This window comes from Paraburkholderia sp. SECH4 (assembly GCF_030511745.1).
GTDB classification, from domain to species: domain Bacteria; phylum Pseudomonadota; class Gammaproteobacteria; order Burkholderiales; family Burkholderiaceae; genus Paraburkholderia; species Paraburkholderia madseniana.
Genome location: NZ_JALOCP010000032.1, coordinates 35,950 through 54,185 on the forward strand (window position 1 = coordinate 35,950; position 18,236 = coordinate 54,185).

Annotated in this window: 15 protein-coding genes and 1 pseudogene; 12 read left to right on the forward strand and 4 right to left on the reverse strand. The window is 61.4% G+C overall.

What is annotated here, in order from left to right:
- Nucleotides 1-49 precede the first annotated feature (49 nt).
- The 6 genes and pseudogenes from M0D67_RS31825 to M0D67_RS31850 all read left to right on the forward strand — a co-directional run bounded on the left by M0D67_RS31825 (nt 50) and on the right by M0D67_RS31850 (nt 5,266).
- Nucleotides 50-784 (forward strand): methyl-accepting chemotaxis protein, encoded by a 735-nt coding sequence (locus tag M0D67_RS31825; protein ID WP_168435887.1) that lies wholly within the window; start codon nt 50-52, stop codon nt 782-784.
- Nucleotides 781-1,320, forward strand: a complete 540-nt coding sequence (locus tag M0D67_RS31830) for a hypothetical protein (RefSeq protein WP_168435886.1) — start codon at nt 781-783, stop codon at nt 1,318-1,320. The genes M0D67_RS31825 and M0D67_RS31830 overlap by 4 nt, the downstream gene beginning before the upstream one ends.
- 51 nt (nt 1,321-1,371) lie before the next feature.
- Nucleotides 1,372-2,343 carry a chemotaxis protein CheX gene (locus M0D67_RS31835; protein ID WP_266240993.1) on the forward strand — a complete coding sequence of 324 codons (972 nt, stop codon included), beginning with the start codon at nt 1,372-1,374 and terminating at the stop codon, nt 2,341-2,343.
- Nucleotides 2,344-2,364: 21 nt separating this feature from the next.
- A complete protein-coding gene (locus M0D67_RS31840; protein WP_028196001.1) occupies nt 2,365-2,730 on the forward strand; it encodes a response regulator in 366 nt (121 codons plus the stop codon).
- A gap of 118 nt (nt 2,731-2,848) precedes the next feature.
- Nucleotides 2,849-3,783 (forward strand): annotated as a pseudogene (locus M0D67_RS31845) (class II glutamine amidotransferase).
- Between the two features lie 736 nt (nt 3,784-4,519).
- The gene (locus M0D67_RS31850; protein WP_266240959.1) at nt 4,520-5,266 is read left to right on the forward strand and encodes a winged helix-turn-helix domain-containing protein; all 747 of its coding nucleotides are present in this window, start codon (nt 4,520-4,522) and stop codon (nt 5,264-5,266) included.
- A 66-nt stretch (nt 5,267-5,332) separates the two neighbouring features.
- Here the strand turns inward: M0D67_RS31850 and M0D67_RS31855 are convergent, their stop codons facing one another.
- Nucleotides 5,333-6,091, reverse strand: a complete 759-nt coding sequence (locus tag M0D67_RS31855; RefSeq protein ID WP_266240960.1) for an SDR family oxidoreductase — start codon at nt 6,089-6,091, stop codon at nt 5,333-5,335.
- Nucleotides 6,092-6,240: 149 nt separating this feature from the next.
- Nucleotides 6,241-7,203 carry a GlxA family transcriptional regulator gene (locus M0D67_RS31860; RefSeq protein WP_266240994.1) on the reverse strand — a complete coding sequence of 321 codons (963 nt, stop codon included), beginning with the start codon at nt 7,201-7,203 and terminating at the stop codon, nt 6,241-6,243.
- A gap of 253 nt (nt 7,204-7,456) precedes the next feature.
- Between M0D67_RS31860 and M0D67_RS31865 the strand changes: the two genes are divergently transcribed.
- Both M0D67_RS31865 and M0D67_RS31870 read left to right on the forward strand, forming a co-directional pair.
- Nucleotides 7,457-8,095, forward strand: coding sequence for an HD domain-containing protein (locus M0D67_RS31865; protein ID WP_266240961.1), 639 nt, complete (start codon nt 7,457-7,459; stop codon nt 8,093-8,095).
- A gap of 266 nt (nt 8,096-8,361) precedes the next feature.
- Nucleotides 8,362-8,655, forward strand: coding sequence for a hypothetical protein (locus tag M0D67_RS31870; RefSeq protein ID WP_266240962.1), 294 nt, complete (start codon nt 8,362-8,364; stop codon nt 8,653-8,655).
- 54 nt (nt 8,656-8,709) lie between these two features.
- On the opposite strand, the gene M0D67_RS31875 is transcribed toward M0D67_RS31870, so the two are convergent.
- Both M0D67_RS31875 and M0D67_RS31880 read right to left on the reverse strand, forming a co-directional pair.
- Entirely contained in the window at nt 8,710-10,296 is a 1,587-nt protein-coding gene (locus M0D67_RS31875; RefSeq protein WP_266240963.1) for a Na+/H+ antiporter, read from the reverse strand.
- A gap of 412 nt (nt 10,297-10,708) precedes the next feature.
- Complete coding sequence (locus tag M0D67_RS31880) at nt 10,709-11,434, reverse strand: GntR family transcriptional regulator (RefSeq protein ID WP_266240964.1); 726 nt, start codon at nt 11,432-11,434, stop codon at nt 10,709-10,711.
- A gap of 162 nt (nt 11,435-11,596) precedes the next feature.
- On the opposite strand from M0D67_RS31880, the gene M0D67_RS31885 reads away from it, so the two are divergent.
- The 4 genes from M0D67_RS31885 (at nt 11,597) to M0D67_RS31900 (ending at nt 18,236) form a co-directional block, all read left to right on the forward strand.
- Nucleotides 11,597-12,817, forward strand: coding sequence for an alanine--glyoxylate aminotransferase family protein (locus M0D67_RS31885; RefSeq protein ID WP_154565045.1), 1,221 nt, complete (start codon nt 11,597-11,599; stop codon nt 12,815-12,817).
- Between the two features lie 256 nt (nt 12,818-13,073).
- Nucleotides 13,074-14,360, forward strand: a complete 1,287-nt coding sequence (locus tag M0D67_RS31890) for an MFS transporter (protein ID WP_154565043.1) — start codon at nt 13,074-13,076, stop codon at nt 14,358-14,360.
- An 81-nt stretch (nt 14,361-14,441) separates the two neighbouring features.
- A complete protein-coding gene (locus tag M0D67_RS31895; RefSeq protein WP_266240965.1) occupies nt 14,442-15,191 on the forward strand; it encodes a 2-keto-4-pentenoate hydratase in 750 nt (249 codons plus the stop codon).
- Between the two features lie 24 nt (nt 15,192-15,215).
- The gene (locus tag M0D67_RS31900; protein ID WP_266240966.1) at nt 15,216-18,236 is read left to right on the forward strand and encodes an FAD-binding and (Fe-S)-binding domain-containing protein; all 3,021 of its coding nucleotides are present in this window, start codon (nt 15,216-15,218) and stop codon (nt 18,234-18,236) included.

The window sequence follows — 18,236 nt, forward strand, 5'->3', positions numbered from 1 at the left end:
GTCGAACGCTGATTGACGCGCTTCGCGACGGACTTCGGAAGGATAGGTTGTGATTCAACAGTACGTATTGGCGGCGGTGGCAGGCAGCGCGGTAACCGCGCTGCTGGCCTTTGTCGCGCACAAGTTGCAAAGCACGAAGCTGACGGCACGGCTCTCCGCCGAAGCCGATGCCCGGATCAAAGCGCTGACGGCGGAACAGGCGGACCACGGTGAAGCGATCCGCGAACGCGAACAGGCCGCGCAGGAGATGGAAGCATTGGCCGCACAGTTGCGTGAGGAACTGAGGCAGCAATCGGCCAGCGTCGACGAGCTGCGCGCAACGTTGAAAGCAGCGACTGACGACAAAGACCAGTGGGCGCATCAGGCGCAACAGATCGCCGGCGAAGCCGCGCGTCTGAAGAGCCTCGGCGCGACATTCGAGCGTTGGCACGAGCAGATGATCTCGCTGATGACGCAGAACCACGACATGCACGCGAAGAATCAGGAGCTGTCGTCGATCGTCCGGCACGTGGTGATCGTGTCGCTGAATGCGTCGATCGAGGCCGCGCGCGCGGGTCCGGCCGGACGCGGCTTCGCGGTGGTGGCGAGCGAAGTTCGGGCGCTCGCCGCGCGTTCTGAGGAATTGTCGAAGAGCTATCGCGACAGCCTGCACCGCAACGATCTGACCACCACTTCCACGTTTCAGGACATCCAGGCGGGCGGCAAGATGATCGCGGCGTCGCTTTCCAGCGTCGAATCGCTCGCCAATCAGTTCCACTCGAAGCTGCACCAGGTGCCGGCGTGATCACGAGCCAGGCGAAGGACAGCTTCGAACGCATTTTCCGCAAGGCGGCACAGGCGCGCCTGCCGCGGGATTCCGGCGATACGTGTGAGATCGTGCCGCTTGCCGAGGCCGGTGTGGGCGCAACGAAGGACACCCAGGTGGTCGTGCTGACCATCTCGTCGATCGTGTTCAGACTGCTGCTGATCCTGCACTTCGACGAAAACGACAGCACCCGCGACTACTACCTGAAAGAGGCCGACGAGCGGCCATTTCAGGAAGCTTTTCTGGAAATCTGCAATCTGTGCTGCGGCGCGATGAATCAGGAACTGCTGCGCTATTTCCCGGACCTCGGCATGTCGACGCCTTATGTGCTGAGCGCGCGGTGTCTGGGGCATCTGCCGGCATTGAAGCCAGGTTTGCTGTCGTCGTATTCGGTCACGCTGAACGGTTCCGTGCAGCTTGCCGCGACGGTATGCGTGTGCGCCCATGCGCCGATCGACTTCGTAGCCGACACGAGCGCAATCGAAGAATCCAGCGGTGAGCTGGAGTTGTTTTGAGTGTCGGGTTTTGACCATGACGTCGATATCCGCAGCGAGCAGGAACGCGAAATGAACATGAACAAGCCGGTCAGCAAGGTGCTGGTGCTCGACGATTGCCCCGTGCACAAAGAGGCGCTGAAGCGCTTTTGCGACGAGAACAATCTGGTCGGCGTGAAAGTCGGCAAGAACCGCTTGCAATCGGTGCTGCGCTCGAACATCGATCTGGGCGCGGTTCTGTTTGCTGAAGGCTACGGTGGCTCAGCCGAAGCGAGCGCCGAGATTGCGATCAGGATCAACGCGGTGCGCCCCGAGTTGCCGATCATCATCCGGCGCGATGACGATCCCAGCGTCGAGAGTCTGCCGGAGAGCTTGCGCCGTGTGGTCTGCGCGGCCTACGTCGCGCACGATATGGCGCCCTTGCGCAAGGTGATCGACGAATACATCTTCAGTCTGGATTATCCGAACGCGCTCGTGCGTGGCATCGCCGACATGACGCAGGCGATTCTCGGCGACGTATTCAAGGACCTGACCATCACGTGCGACACGCCTTATATCGTGCGCGACCGGATCATCTTCGGTGAGGTGTTCAGCCTGATTCCGCTGGAAAGCGCGTGGTGCCGCGGTTACATGATGATGCAAGCGGAAGAGGCGCCGATTCTCGAACTGCTCGATCGCTATCGGATGAGCGAGAACGCGGAAGACGGCGAAGCAAACTTCCGCGATCTGAATGGTGTGCTTGGCGAAGTGACCAATCTGATCTGGGGTTCGTTCAAGAACCGCTATGTCGGCGATGCGGACGCCTGGCTGCGTAGCCAGGTGCAGGTGCCGCTGCTGGTGAATCACAAGCACAAGTACATCTCGTTCGGCAGCGGCAATCCGCAGCTGTGTTTCATGTACTCGCTGACGGACCCGCAGACGAGCCGCTCGGTCAAGTTGCATCAACGTTTTGTGTTCAGCCTGAGCTGGTCGCCGGAGGACTTCAGGGAAGTCACGGACGATGTCGGCGCGATGGTCGAAGCGGGCGAACTGGATCTGTTCTGAATGTTGTCATAGGAAACAAACATGTCGAAAATTCTGGTGGTAGATGACTCGAGCACCGTGCGCGACGAAGTGGCCGGCTTTCTGAAGAAGAACGGTCTGGACGTCGACACGGCAGTGGACGGCAAGGACGGTCTCGCGAAACTGAAGGCCAGCCCGGGCATCAAGCTGGTGATCAGCGACGTCAACATGCCGAATATGGACGGCCTGACGATGGTCGAAAAGATTCGCGGCGAACTCGCGAACACGACCGTCAACGTCATCATGCTGACAACCGAGAGCAGCCCGGCGATGAAAGAGCGCGGCAAGGCGGCGGGCGTGAAAGGCTGGATCGTCAAACCGTTCAAGGGCGACGCGGTGCTGGAAACGTTCCGCAAGCTGGCGAGCTAGACGCTGCACGCTGTGGCGGGCCGGCCAAAGGTGAGGGTTTTCGGGAGCCCGTGCGCCGGTGATTTGCAAAGCATGATTCGCTATAACGGCGGCGGTTGAAACACGCTAGTCTCCGAGCATGTGCCAACTGCTCGCCCTCAGCTGCGCCGAACCCACCGACGTCAGTTTCTCGCTGACGGGCTTTGCCGCACGCGGCGGCCTCACCGACCATCATGTGGACGGCTGGGGCGTGGCGTTCTACGAAGATCGCGCGTGCCGCGTGTTCGTCGATGAAAAGCCCGCGTATCAGTCGCCGGTGGCCGAATTTCTGAAGAGCCATCCGATCAAGTCGCGCAACGTCGTCGCGCATATTCGCAAGGCGACCCAAGGCGGCGCGCGCGTGGAGAACTGCCACCCGTTCATGCGCGAGTTGCGCGGCCAGCAATGGGTGTTCGCGCATAACGGCGACCTGCAACGGCTCGGTGAGCCGGAGCAAGGTCCGTATGCACCGGTCGGCACGACCGACAGCGAAGCGGCGTTCTGCTTCATCATGAATCGCCTCTATGCGCATTTTGCCGATCACCCGGACACGGACGATATCGACGCCGTGTTCGACGTCATCGAGCAGGCAACTCACGCACTGAACCCGTATGGCATTTTCAACTTCGTGCTTTCGAACGGCACGGCACAATTCGCGTATTGCTCGACACGTCTGTCATACGTGATACGTCACTGGCCGTTTTCGAGCGCGCGTCTCGTCGACGGCGACCTCTCAGTTGATTTCGCCGAGCGTGGCACGCCGGCCGATCGCACGGCAGTGATCGCCACCACGCCGCTCACCGATGAAGTCTGGACCGCCTGCGAACCAGGCGATCTGCTGATGTTCCGCAGCGGCGCACTATTGCGGCGCGCGCATGTACCCGTTCCCGCCGAAATCCTCGCGACCGCGAAATACGCACCTTCCGAACTGTCCGCCATCCCGGCGTGACATCGCGCCGACGCGTGGCCTTAGAGGCGCCCGCGCTAGCGGCACTTTCATATTCATCGAAGAATTTGTTAGCGGCAAGGTGGTGAGCGCCCCGGCGTCGATCGGCGATTATGGCGTGAATTCAGGGACCAACAGCCAGGAAGTGGCGGTGGTGGGGATTCGTCAAAAGTACTGATTGCCTGATTGAATGAGCCGGTTGCCTTGATGGCGGCCGGCGTTCCGAATGTCTTCACAAAGCTCAAAGGTGAGCATATTCGGGAGCGTGATGCCTCAGCGCACACGTGAGCCGCACCGTATCACTCCTCCTCACCTTCCGACAATTCTGCCGAGACTCGCGCAAGCATTTGCTGAAGAGATCCGCCACCGGTGCGGAACGCGAGCGCCTGACACACACTGCCTCTTACCTGGGTATGCAGATTACTCGACCCCTTCCAAAGGTGAGGGTTTGCGGGAGTAGCCGGTTAGGAACCATCGGTGGCCCGCCCAGCATGCCTTTGCGGCCTGCCCCCAAGCTCGAAAGGTGAGCGTTTTCGGGAGCGCTCCGATGTGCACTTCACGCCCCGCCCCGCTCGCTACGCACCAAAGGTGAGATTTTTCGGGAGTTGATGCGCGCATCGCAGGGTGACTTTGCGAGCCTTCCCATATCACGTTCAGCGTTGAAAGAGTTGGGAAGAAATTGCCAACCTTGGGGGCTGTTCCGCGTTTTGAGAACAGCGGCATACAGGGAAGATGGCGACGCGGACGACAAGCGGTCAGCGGATTTGCTATTCCTGCAAGCCATCGCCTGTCTCTGAAAACCGATCGTCTCCTGGAATCAGTTGGATGAGTCAGCACATTCTCTTTGTTGGCGCCGATGCCGGCTTAACGGCAGTAGTGGGCGAATCTTTACGCGGGCAGGGCTGCGGTGTGTCCGCACGTCCGCGTTGCGCCGGGCTGAAGCACGTGGTCGAGACGGAACGGCCGGCGTTGCTGGTGCTCGACGTCTCAGCGCCGCACGGCGACGGCCTTGCCGTATTGCGCGACTTGCGCATGAGCGGCAACGACGTGCCGGTGATTTTGCTGTCGGCGAGCAGCAAGGCGATCGATCGCGTGATCGGTCTCGAACTCGGCGCCGACGATTTCATGAGCAAGCCCGCCGACCCTGCCGAATTGCTCGCCCGTATCCGCGTGCTGCTGCGCCGGCGTGGCGCGCTCGCGCCAGGCGCGCCGGAAACGCGACCGCCGTACCGCTTCGGGCGTTGCGAGCTGAACTTCTCCGCACGCGAATTGCGCCGCGACAACGAGCATTTCGCGCTGCGCAGCTCCGAGTTCGCTTTGCTGAAAATCTTCGTCAATCACGCAATGACTGTGCTCACGCGCGTGCAACTCAACGAGAAATTGCGCGGCAATAGCGTGCTGCATCAAGGGCGGAGTCTCGATGTATCGATCTGGCGGCTGCGGCGTCTGATCGAGATCGATCCTTCCGAGCCGCGCTATGTGCAGACGGTGTGGGGACGCGGCTATGTGTTCGTGCCGCACGGCGAGATTGGAGCGGCCGAGCGCGGCGCGATGGTTGCGCCCGGCGTGTGAGGTTCGGCCTCTTGGCCGAAAGATCAGCGGAAAGGTGAGGTTTTACGGGAGCACGAAGCTCGCGTATCAGGCCTGCTTCGCGACCTCGCGAATGTCGGCCACCGGCGTTTGACCGAATGCATCGCTGAAGGCGTAATCGAGCAACTGGGTGGCGCATTGTTCGGGCGTCGAAAGCTGACCGTTGCGCTTGAGGTCTTCGAATTTTTCGCGCATCGGGAACTGTTCCTCGCCGCTGCTGCGAATTTCCGCCTGCATATTCGTATCGATGACGCCCGGCGCCAGGCTGCAGATACGCAGCGCGCGATTCGCGTCGAGTGCAACGGCGCGCGCGTGATGATCAAGCGCGGCCTTGGTCGCGCAGTAGATGCTCCAGCCGGGATACGCATTGCGCGCCGCGCCGCTGGAAATATGCATGATGCGCCGGTCGTTCGCGTCGACACTGGCCGCGGCGAGTGTGCTCGCCAGCATCAGTGGCGTGGCCACGTTCAGGCTCACGGCGGTCGCGATGTCGGTGGCGTTCTGGCCTTCGATCGGACCGATCGGCTGGACCATGCCTGCGTTGTTGATCAACAGTACGCTCTGCGCGCCGCTGACGAAGCTGCGCAGTGCATCGGTAGCGACCCACTGCGCGACGCGCGTGGGATCCGCAAGTTCAAGCTCGATTTCGTCGAGCAGTGCAGGGAAACGCTCTTTAAGTGTGGTGTGACGCGAGCGGGACAAACCCAGTACCGCGACGCCGCGCGTCAGCAGTTGTTCAGCGAGGGATGCGCCGAGGCCGCGATTGTGGCCGGTAACGATCGCACGGATCGGAGAAGAGGGAGACATGTCGTTCCTTGTGATCGTTCGCCTGAGAAGGCCGTCATTTTCTCACGCTATGTCTGATGCTTGCAGCGGCGCCGGTCTTCAAGCTGGATTCCGGCGGCGCGTTAGCCGCTTTCCTGCCTGGCGCCTACACCGCCGCCATTCCGCGTCCCTCAGGCAGAGCGAAAGCGCTCGCGATATTGCATCGGCGTGACGCCGATTCGCTTCGTGAAGACGATGCGCATCCGGTCCGCGGTGCCGAAGCCGCAGTCATAGGCAATCGCCTTGAGCGCGGCATCGCTGCTTTCGAGCAACTTGCGCGCCGCATCCACGCGAGCACGTTCGACGAATTCATGCGGCGTCACCCTGGTTTCCTGCACGAACACGCGGGCGAAATTCCGTGCGCTCATTCCGGCGACGTCCGCCAGCTGTTTGACCGTAAAGCTCTCGCGAATCCGTTCCATGACGTGCGCCTGCACTTTGGCGACCGGCGAGGTGTCGTCCGCGGGTGCGGTCAGGTACGGGCTGAACTGCGATTGACCGCCTTGTCGCTGTGCAAACACCACCAGCCGTTTGGCGACGGCGAGCGCCGTATGCGGCCCACGATGTTCGGCGACCAACGCAAGCGATAGATCGATGCCCGCCGTCACGCCCGCTGACGTGACCAAGTTGCCGTCACGCAGATAGATTCGGTCGAAATCGACATGGGCTCGCGGAAACTGCTCGGCGAGTTGCGCCGCGTGCTGCCAGTGCGTCGTGACGTTGCGTGCGTCGAGCAACCCCGCGTGGCCGAGTGCGAACGCGCCGGTGCAGATCGAGCCGAAACGCTCGCACTGCGTGGCGGCTTGCGACAACCATTCCAGCAAACGCGTGTCGGGCGTGGCATCGCCGGGCAGCGCAGGGCCGCCGGCAACCAACGCAAGGTCAAATGGTCGGCGTGCCTGGTCGAACGTGGCATCGGCGATGAGCGTCATGCCGTTGGAGGCACGCAGTGGACCCGGCTCCGCGCTGAGCAGCGTGATCTCATAGCGATCCTGCGGCGCGATGAAACGATTGGCTTCGGAGAACACATCGACCGGACCGGCGACGTCGAGCGCCTGCACGCCGGGAAAGATCGCGATCGCGACGGTAGGCATCGAATGACCTCCTTTGACGATGGATGGGAATCCGCGGCCCGCGGCAGTCAACGCGGTGCGTTTGGCAGTGTTCAACGGTCCGCAACGATTGCCCGCGACAGCCTGCTGACCAATACTGAACTTCATCGGACGCGCTGCTCGACGGGTCAAATAAGCAGCCAGAAAGAGCATCGCGGACCAGCATATCAAACGCGCTATCGACTCACAAAGACCGCGCGTCCCGTTCATTCAAGTCTTTCATGGAGCACATCACATGACCACGATCGCAGGCATCCAGATTCCCGACAGCATGATGGCGCGCGAAGCCACGCAGCTCGTGCGCGATACCGAAACTGAGTTGCTCTATCACCATTCGCGGCGCGTGTTCCTGTTCGGCTCGCTGGCCGGCGCGCGCAAGCAACTCAAGTATGACCCCGAGCTGTTGTACATCGGCGCGATGTTTCATGACATGGGGCTCGTCGTGCCGTATAGCAGCGAGCATGATCGCTTCGAGGTGGACGGCGCGAACGCGGCGCGTGATTTTCTGAAGCGTCACGGCATCGGCGAAGACGATATCGAGCAGGTGTGGAACTCGATTGCGCTGCACACCACGCCTGGGATTCCGCAATATATGAAGCCGGTGGTCGCGCTGGTTACCGCAGGTGTGGAGATGGACGTGCTGGGCCTCGCCTATGACGAATTCACCGAACACCAGCGCCATGAAGTGATCCACGCCCACCCGCGCGGCGCGCATTTCAAGGAAGGCATCATCGACGCGTTCGCGCACGGCACGATCCACAAGCCGGAAACGACCTTCGGTAACGTGAAGGCGGACGTGCTGGCGCTGAAGGACCCGCATTACCATCGGGAGAATTTCTGCACGATGATTCTGGGGTCGGCCTGGAAGGATTAATTAGTCGGCGTGCCGCGGCGAAAATGACAGCCGCGCAGAAGAAATATCATCGGCACGATTTTCATCCAGCATGTCATTTCCAGTCAGCGTTCGCGACTAAACCCATGAAACACCCGGTCGATCGTGTGCAGCGGTCAGCCCCGGGTGTTGCATCCTCAGACCCGGCATGTGCAACTGCTCCACCGCGGCAAGCCAGTCTGAGTACCTGAAGGTCGCTTATGCAGCCCTTGTTGAAGCCGGGCTGCTCACGTAAGACTGGAGATGAAATGAAATCGATCCGAGCCATACTGATGTGCGGATTGCTGCCGCTCGCGCTTGTAGCGGGGTCTGTGCAAGCACAGGGAATAGGGCGCGCCGGCACCTATCTGATGCCGCCTGAGTACAGCATGATGATGGACAAGCTGACCCCTGAGCAGCGCGCTCAGGCCATCGGCATCCAGCAAAAAATGATGCAGATGGACATGGAGTATCACGACACGATGGCGCAGATGGAGATGAAGCACGCGCACGAGATGATGCAAATGCAAAATCAACTGCTGGATATCTTCAAGGGCCATTGACGCTCGCCGCGGTTCGACCGGTTCGCGTGTGGACTCGCGTCAGGCGCGGTCCGGTCATCCCCTTCCATGCAACGCGGCGATCTCCTGCAAATCGAGATCCCGCTCCAGTTCGGTTAGCAGTTCATCGTGGATCAAGCCCGACCGATGCATCCGCAACAACTCGCTGCGACCGGCCGCCACGGCGGCGAGCACAACGTCGTAATGCGCGGCGCGAACATCGGTGGGATATTCCGTCACGTCCTGATAGGTGTCCGTCATCTGCGCTCGATAGCTGTATTGCTCCAGCAGGCGAGGATGAATCACTTGTCCCTCGGCGTCGTGCACGAGCGGTTGGATCGCGGCGAATTGTGCCGCTTCGAGCCTCGCCCACGCCTGAGGCTCGGTCAAATGCTGCTCGTTGCGTTCCTTCACGCTATCCAGATTGACCCAGCGAATCAACGCGCCGATCGTGGTCCCCTGTCCAAGCACGGTCACGAGAATCACCGCGAACGACGCGACCAGAATCAGATCGCGTCCCGGCATCGCCTCGGGCAACGAGAGCGCGATCGCCAGCGTCACCACGCCACGCATACCGGCCCAACTCGTCACCGTCGACGAGCGCCAATCGAGTGCAATGTTTGCGCGCCGCGTCACCTTGCACACGAGTCCCTTCAACCATTCGACGGCAAACACCCACACGAAGCGCGACAGCACGACGGCCGCGATCACTGCGCCGACTGCGGGTGCAAACGCGGTCAACGCGTCGCCGACGCCACCCAGCCGCACGATCACGCCGCGCAGCGACAGCCCGATCAGAAGGAACACGAGCGCTTCCATCAGGAAGATCAGGACTTGCCAGAAGGCTGTGCCGCGCATGCGCACCGAGGCAGAGAAAACTTCATGCTGATGCCATCCGAGCACCATCCCGCAACTGACGGTCGCGATGACGCCCGAGACGTCCAGCATGTCGCCAGCGATGTAGCTGAGCCACGGGGAGAGTGCGGATGCGGTGATGATGAGGTAGACGTCGTCGAGGTAGCGCAGCAGCCTGACGACCACGAAGCCGATCGCGATGCCCACCGCCACGCCACCCAGGCCGAGCACCGCAAACCGCTCGACCGCGTGTTGAGCGTTGAACGTGCCGGTCAGCGCGGCCGCGACGGCGAAGCGGAACAGCACGATGCCGGCGGCGTCGTTGAGCAGGCTTTCGCCTTCGAGGAGCACCATCAACCGGCGCGGCAGCGCGACGCGTTCCAGTACGGCCTTCGCGGCGATGGCGTCAGGCGGCGAGACGATCGCGCCCAGCGCGAAGCACGCGCTCCACGGTAGGGACGGCACGACCCAATGCACGACCATACCGACCGCGAGGGTCGTGAAGGCGACGGCGCCGATCGCGAGCAGCAGGATGCCGCCAAAATTGCGCTTGAATTCGTCCCATACGGAGAAGTAGGCGCCGTCCATGAGGAGCGGCGGCAGGAACACGACCAGAACCAGTTCGGGATCGAGGTCGATGCGAGGGAGTCCAGGCACGAAGGCCATCGCGGCGCCGCCGACCAGAAGCGCTGCAGCCGGTGGGAGCCGTAGCCGCTTGGCGAGCAGTTGGAGACCGATCATCGCGCCGAGCGACAGCAGGACGAGTTTGAAGCCCATGACGGAGGACATGCGGGAGCCTCGGCGGGTGGCTGGGGATTACTTTTTATCACAGAGCAAGGTCATTGCCTGCGGCTGAGCCGACGGGAGATACGGGTGCGGCATCAAGCACTTGGCTGGCCTGTGCGCAAGTTGTCCACAGCCTTGTGAACAAATTATGTGGACAACTAGGAGTTGGGCTGCCGTGCTTAAGGCTTCGCACCCGCTGCTCTGGTTTTTGGGTCACGCCAACGGTCAAGCACCGGGTGATGCTTACGCATGAACCGCAAGGCGATATGTCTGCCGCTTCAACGACTTGGCTGGAATGTCAGAAGCTTGTCCACAGGCTTGCTAACATTTTGCGTGGACAAGTTTTTCGCCTTTGGCGCCTGCGGTCAACGAACGCCTTCGCCAAAGGCAAACGAGAAAACGCGCAAAAGACTCCTCAAGCCTTCAACACCGAAGCCGCCACGTCTTCCCGCGATTGCACCTGCAACACCGCATCCCGCTTATCGAGCAAGTGCTGCCGAAGAATCGCGCTCAACTTCTTCCCATCCCGTGCCTCGAGCGCCTTCAACATCTCATCATGATCATGAATCGCACTATCCCACTTAGGGATCTGAAAATTCGACCGGAACCGCAGCGCCTGCAAGCGTCGATTAACCGCGACATAAGTCTGCCGCAGTGCTGAATTCCTCGCCGCTTCATTGATCTTGTCGTGAATCGCCTGGTTGCGGCTGTAGTACCCGGCCAGATCGTTCTGCGTCCGGCAAGCCAGCATCGCGTAATGCAACGCCTTGATCTCGGCAAGCTCCGCAGCCGTCATCCGCTCCGCCGCCAGTTCGCCGGAAAAAGCTTCAAGACCGCTCATCAACTCGAAGGTCTCGCGCAACTCCGCTTCCGACATCTTCGACACCGACGCACCGCGATTCGGCGAAATCTCGATCAGCCCTTCCGCAGCCAGAACCTTCAGCGCCTCCCGCAACGGCGTGCGTGAAATCCCAAGCGTCTCGCACAACTCGCGCTCGTTCAGTTTCTTGCCCGGCTCGAGCACCCCTTCGACGATAAAGCGGCGAATGTGCTCCACCACCGTGTCGTGCAAACGCTGACGCTCAACCTTCGGCATCAGCGGAGAAGCGGTCACACCCGCATCGAAATCCGAATTTTGCATACAAAAGCCCTCAACATCGTGTCACATGGGATTTTATCGGAAGCCAAAAGATTAGTTAATAGCGCGGGTAAACACTGGTGTCAGTAAGCAATTTTCGGCTTGGGATCGTCACAGATCGTCTGATATAGTTTTTTGAATGCAAAATTCAATCGGAGGAGCCCAATGCTCAAGCTAGACTTTCATCCCGCCGGCCGTCACTTCCTGCAGATCCCGGGTCCGAGCCCGGTGCCCGATCGCATTCTCCGTGCGATGAGCTATCCGACCATCGATCACCGCGGCCCCGAGTTCGGCGAACTTGGTCTGAAAGTGCTCGAAGGCATCAAGAAAATCTTCAAGACGCAGCAACCGGTGGTGATCTATCCGGCCTCCGGTACCGGTGCGTGGGAAGCGGCGCTGTCGAACACGCTGAGCCCCGGTGACAACGTGTTGATGTTCGAAACCGGTCACTTCGCGACGCTGTGGAAAAAGATGGCGGAAAGCCTCGGGCTGAAGCCGGAGTTCCTCGGCCTGCCTGGTATCGAAGGTTGGCGGCGCGGAGTTCAGCCGGACATGATCGAAGAGCGCCTGCGCGCCGACACGCAACACGCGATCAAGGCCGTGTGCGTCGTGCATAACGAAACCTCGACGGGCGTTACCTCGGACATCGCCGCCGTGCGCCGCGCGATCGACGCCGCCGGTCACCCGGCGCTGCTGCTGGTCGACACGATTTCGGGCCTCGCCTGCGCCGACTATCGCCATGACGAATGGGGCGTCGACGTCACCGTGTCGGGTTCGCAAAAGGGTTTGATGCTGCCGCCGGGCATCAGCTTCAATGCGATCTCGCCGAAGGCATTGGCCGCCAGCAAGCAGGCCAAATTGCCGCGCAGCTTCTGGGACTGGACCGACATCGTCGAGATGAACAAGACCGGTTACTGGCCGTACACGCCGAACACGAACCTGCTGTATGGGCTTCATGAGGCGCTGGAGATGATTCTCGGCGAAGGGCTCGACAACGTGTTCGCCCGTCACGAGCGTCTCGCCGAAGCCACCCGCCGTGCGGTCCGCGCGTGGGGTCTGGAGATTCAGTGCGCGGATCCCGCTGTGTATAGCCCGGTGCTTACCGGCGTGATGATGCCCGAAGGCATCGATGCCGACGCGGTGCGCAAGCTCATCTACGAACGCTTCGACATGTCGCTCGGCACGGGTCTCGGCAAGATGAAAGGCCGCATGTTCCGCATCGGCCACCTCGGCGACTGCAACGACCTGATGCTGCTGGCGACGCTGGCCGGTTGCGAAATGGGCCTGCGGCTCGCGGGTGTGCCGCTCAAGGAAAGTGGCTTGCCTGCCGCTATGGAGTGGTTAAGCCAGCCGACCAAAGCCTCGGGGCTGAAAGCGGCGGCTTAAGCGACGGGGCGCCACGCGCATCGGTGCTCGCCGCATCGGTGCGTCAGCGCATCTGCCTAACAGGCAGCAAGTAGCAGGCAGCAAGTAACAGGCATCTCGCAGCAAGGGAAGGCGGAGAGCACTTCCCACACGAAGCCGCGCATAGAACGCGGCCCCTGAACAACATGCGATGTTCCCGCAGCGCAGGTCGCTGACGGGCGACGACGCAGCGCGCCATTCCAGGCGCGCCGTCGATAGACTGCAATGGAGAGAGACGATGAGGCGGTTTCGTGTGAGCAGTGCGACCAGTATCGTTCTAGTGATGCTAAGCGTCATGTACTTCATCACTTACCTGGACCGCGTCAACGTCAGCACCGCGGCCGCAGGTTTCGGCAAGGAGTTCGGCCTCTCCCATACGGAAGTGGGCCTGGTGTTCTCCGCCTTCGCTTACCCGTATCTGATTTTTCAAATCATCGGTGGCTGGGTCAGTGACCGCTTCGGTGCAAAACGCACGCTGATTTTCTGCGGCGCTATCTGGGGCGTGGCGACTTTGCTGACCGGTTTCGCAGGTGGTCTCGTCTCGTTGCTGGCCGCGCGCGTGTTGCTCGGTTTCGGCGAAGGTGCCACGTTTCCTGCTGCGACGTCCGCGATGGCGCGTTGGGTCGCGAAAGAAAAACGCGGCTTCGCGCAGGGCATCACCCACGCGGCATCGCGTATCGGTAACGCGGTGGCACCCGGTTTGATCGTGCTGGTGATGGCGACCTGGGGCTGGCGCGAATCGTTCTACATTTGCGGCGTGTTCAGCCTGCTGTGGGTGGCGGTGTGGGCGTTCACGTTCACGGAACATCCGAAAGATCATCCGCGTATCACGACTGAGGAACTCGAAGTCCTGCCCGCGCCGAAGCCGAAAGCGGCCGGTGTGCCGTGGGGAAAACTGTTTCGCCGCATGTGGCCGGTCACGATCGTGTACTTCTGCTACGGCTGGACCTTGTGGCTGTTCCTTAGCTGGATTCCGCAGTACTTCCTGCACAGCTATCACCTGCAACTGCAAAAGTCGGCGATCTTCGCATCGGTCGTGTTCTTTGCCGGTGTACTCGGCGACACGCTCGGCGGCATTGTGACCGACTGGATCTTCACGCGGACCCGCAGCCTGAAGCGTGCGCGAAGCTGGATGGTATCGGTGTGCATGCTGTTCTGTCTGCTCTCGCTCATTCCGCTGATGTTCACGCACAGCCTGTATCTGTCGATGGCGTGTCTCGCGTCAGGCTTCTTCTTCGCCGAAATGACGATCGGCCCGATGTGGGCGATTCCGATGGACATCGCGCCGGAATACTCGGGGACTGCGAGCGGCATGATGAACACCGGCTCGGCATTGGCCGCGATCATCTCGCCGGTGGTCGGCGGATTTCTGATCGACTACTTCGGCAGTTGGGAGTTGCCGTTCGTCGGCAGCATGCTGTTGATGGCGATCGGCGTGGTGCTCGCGTTCCGCATGCAGCCGGAAAGCAAGTTCGAACTCAACGCGGCCGACAAAGCGCACGCTACGACCGGCGTGGGCGCGTAAACGGAATTCAACGTTCGGAATGCGCTGTTTCGGAACACACCGTTTCGAAACGCACGGTTCCCTCTCTTCGCCTTTAAAGCAATGACAACATCACTGAGTCAACGTCTCGCCGACGCGCGCCGCCATCACCTCACGCTCGATGCGTTGCCGCCTGAGCAAACGCCCGCCGACAGCGTCGCCGCCTACGCGATCCAGCACGAGATCCTGCGCGTACTGGACGCACCCATCCGCGGCTGGAAGATCGGCGCGAAGTCCGACAGCGGCCCGATCCAGGGCGCACCGCTGCCTGCGAACGATCTGCATGCCGACGGCGCACGATTGCCGCGTGAAGCCTTCGCTCCGCTGGGACTCGAACTGGAGATCGCATTCCGCTTCGGCCGCCGCTTCGAGCCGTCGACAACACCCTATAGCGAAGCCGACGTGCACGCAGGTATCGGCTCGATCGGCGCGACCATCGAGATCGTGGCGAGCCGTTACGCTGACTGGCCCAAGGTCGACAAGCTTGCCCAACTCGCGGATTTGCAGAATCACGGCGCGTTGGTCGTCGGCGAATTTACGCCATATCGCGAGGACTTTCCGTTTGTGACGCCTTCGTTGCAGTTCAGCTTTGAAGAGCGTGACGTGGTTGAAACAACACCCGCCAATCCGGCCGGCGATCCGCGACGCCTGCTGACATGGCTCGTCAATCACGCCACGTCGCGCGGTATCGCGGTCACGCCGGAGATGGTCGTCACCACCGGTTCGTACACCGGCATGTTTTTTCCGCAGAGCGCGGGCACAGCGAGCGGGCGTATTGAAGGGCTCGCGCCGATCAGCCTGACGCTGTACTAGCCCGCTTTCTTATAGGCCGACGATATGACGAACCCCACTTCCGCTTTACTCGTCAAGCCGATCCATCTGGTGCCGTCCGCTGCACGGCTGACGTCGCCGCTCGCGCAACATCTGCGCAAGGCTTTGCGTGGCGACGTGTTGTTCGATGCGGCCAGCCGCGGCCGTTATTCCACCGATGCGTCGATCTATCAGATCACGCCGATCGGCGTGGTGGTGCCGCGCGATCAGGACGATCTGCGCATTGCGCTGGAAATTGCACGCAGCGAGAAAGTACCGTTGCTCGCGCGTGGCGCAGGCACAAGCCAATGCGGCCAGACTGTCGGCGAGGCGCTGGTGATCGACACCAGCAAGTGGCTGAACAACATCGTCGAATTCGATGCCGACGCGCGCACGGTGACGGTCGAGCCGGGCGTCGTGCTGGACCATCTGAATGTATGGTTGAAGCCGCATGGCCTGTGGTTTCCGGTCGATGTCTCGACGGCGGCGCAATGCACGATTGGGGGAATGGCCGGCAACAACTCGTGCGGTTCGCGCTCGATCGAATACGGCAACATGGTGCACAACGTCGAAGCGATCGACGCCATTCTCGCCGACGGCAGCGAAGCACGTTTCGCCTCATTGCGCGAGGCGCCGCAAGGCGTGCGCTTGCAGCAGATCGTCGAAGGCGTGAAGCGGATTGCTGAGCGAGAGCATGCTGAAATCGTCGAACGCGTGCCGAAGGTTTTGCGTCGCGTCGCGGGCTACAACATCGACGTGTTCGATTGCCAGAACCCGCGCGCTTATACCGACGACGGCAGCGCGAATCTCGCGCATCTGCTGGTCGGTTCGGAAGGCACGCTCGCGTTCAGCCGGCAACTGACGCTGAAGCTCGCGCCGTTGCCGACGCATAAGACGCTGGGCGTGGTCAACTTCCCGACCTTCTGGCAGTCGATGGATCTCACGCAGCACATCGTCAAGCTGAAGCCGGTGGCCGTGGAACTGGTCGATCGCACCATGATCGATCTGGCGATGAGCAATCCTGCCTTCCGTCCGGTGATCGAGAAGGCGTTGGTCGGCGAGCCGCAAGCCATCCTGCTAGTGGAATTCGCAGGCGAGGACCGCGACCAGCAACTCGCGTCGCTCAAACAACTCACCGAACTGATGGCCGATCTCGGTTTGCCCGATTCGGTCGTCGAGATGCCTGCCGCGAACGAACAGAAAGCGCTGTGGGAAGTCCGCAAAGCTGGGCTGAACATCATGATGAGCATGAAGGGCGACGGCAAGCCGGTCTCCTTCATCGAAGATTGCGCGGTGCCGCTCGAACATCTGGCGGAATACACGAGCCGTCTGACCGAAGTCTTTCACCGCAACGGCACCGAAGGCACTTGGTATGCGCATGCGAGTGTCGGTACGCTGCACGTACGGCCGATTCTCGATATGCGGCGCGACGGCGCGGTGAAGATGCGCGCGATCGCCGAAGAAGCGGCGGCGTTGGTGCGTGAATACAAGGGCGCATATTCCGGCGAGCACGGCGACGGTTTGTGCCGCGGTGAATGGGTAGCGTGGCAATACGGGCCGCGTCTGAATCAGGCGTTCACTGAGATCAAGGCGCTGTTCGATCCGGACAACCGCTTCAATCCCGACAAGATCGTGCGTCCGCCGAAGATGGACGACGCGCGCAATTTCCGCTTCGCGCCGGGCTATGAGGCGCAGCGGATCGAGACCGCGCTCGACTGGTCCGCATGGAACGTTGAACGCGATCCGCTGACGGGGCAGGAGACGCTGCCGGGCAGTGGCAACGATCTGTCGGGCGGTCTCGCGAAGGCCGTTGAGATGTGCAACAACAATGGCCATTGTCGCAAGTTCGACGCGGGCACCATGTGCCCGAGTTATCGCGTGACGAAGGATGAGCAGCATGTGACACGGGGACGTGCGAACACGTTGCGTCTCGCGATCTCCGGGCAACTCGGCGAAGCAGGACTCGCCAGCGACGACGTCAAGGACACGCTCGACCTGTGCGTCTCGTGCAAGGGCTGCAAGCGCGATTGCCCGACGGGCGTCGACATGGCGAAGTTCAAGATCGAAGCGCGGGCGGCGCGTGTCAAACGGCATGGCTTGCGTCTGCGCGACAGACTCGTGGCCTTCATGCCGCGCTATGCGGCAACGGCTGGCCGCGTGCCGGGTTTGATGGCGTTGGCTGATAACGTGCCGGTGTTGTCGGCGTGGTTCAAACGCTCGGTGGGCTTTGCGCCTGAACGTACGTTGCCGCGGTTCAAGAAATCATTCCTGGCGAGTGCGTCGGCGACCAAACCACCTCAAGGCGGCGCGCTGAAAGAAGTGCTGTTGTTCGTCGATACGTTCAACAACAACATGGAGCCGGAAAACGCGCGCGCCGCGCAGCAGGTGTTGGAAGCTGCCGGTTACACGGTGCACTTCAATACGCGCCAGGGCGAGCGGCCGGTGTGTTGCGGCCGCACTTTCCTCGCGGCCGGTTTGGTCGATGAAGCGAAGCAGGAAGCGCGGCGCATGCTCGATCTGTTCAAACCGTTCGTGGAGCGGGGCGTGCCGATCGTCGGGTTGGAGCCGTCGTGTTTGCTGTCGTTGCGCGACGAGTTTCTGCACTACGGTTTCGGTGACGAAGCGCGACGCCTTTCGAAACAGGCGTTTCTATTCGAAGAGTTTCTGGTGCGCGAAGAAAAGGCCGGGCGCTTGCAGCTTGCGTTGAAACCGTTGGCGAAGGAGCAGGCGCTTGTACATGGCCACTGCCATCAAAAGGCCTTCGACGCGTTCACGCCCGTGCAAACCGTACTGAACTGGATTCCTGAATTGAAGGTGTCGACTGTCGAGTCGTCATGCTGCGGGATGGCGGGCAGCTTCGGCTACGAAGCCGAGCACTACGCCACATCGCAGGCGATGGCGGAACTCTCACTGCTGCCCGCGGTGCGCAAGATCGACGGCAATACGGTGATGGTGGCGGACGGCACGAGTTGTCGGCATCAGATTCACGACGGCGCGGGCGTGGACGCAATCCATGTGGCACGCGTATTGGCAATGGCCTTGCAGTGA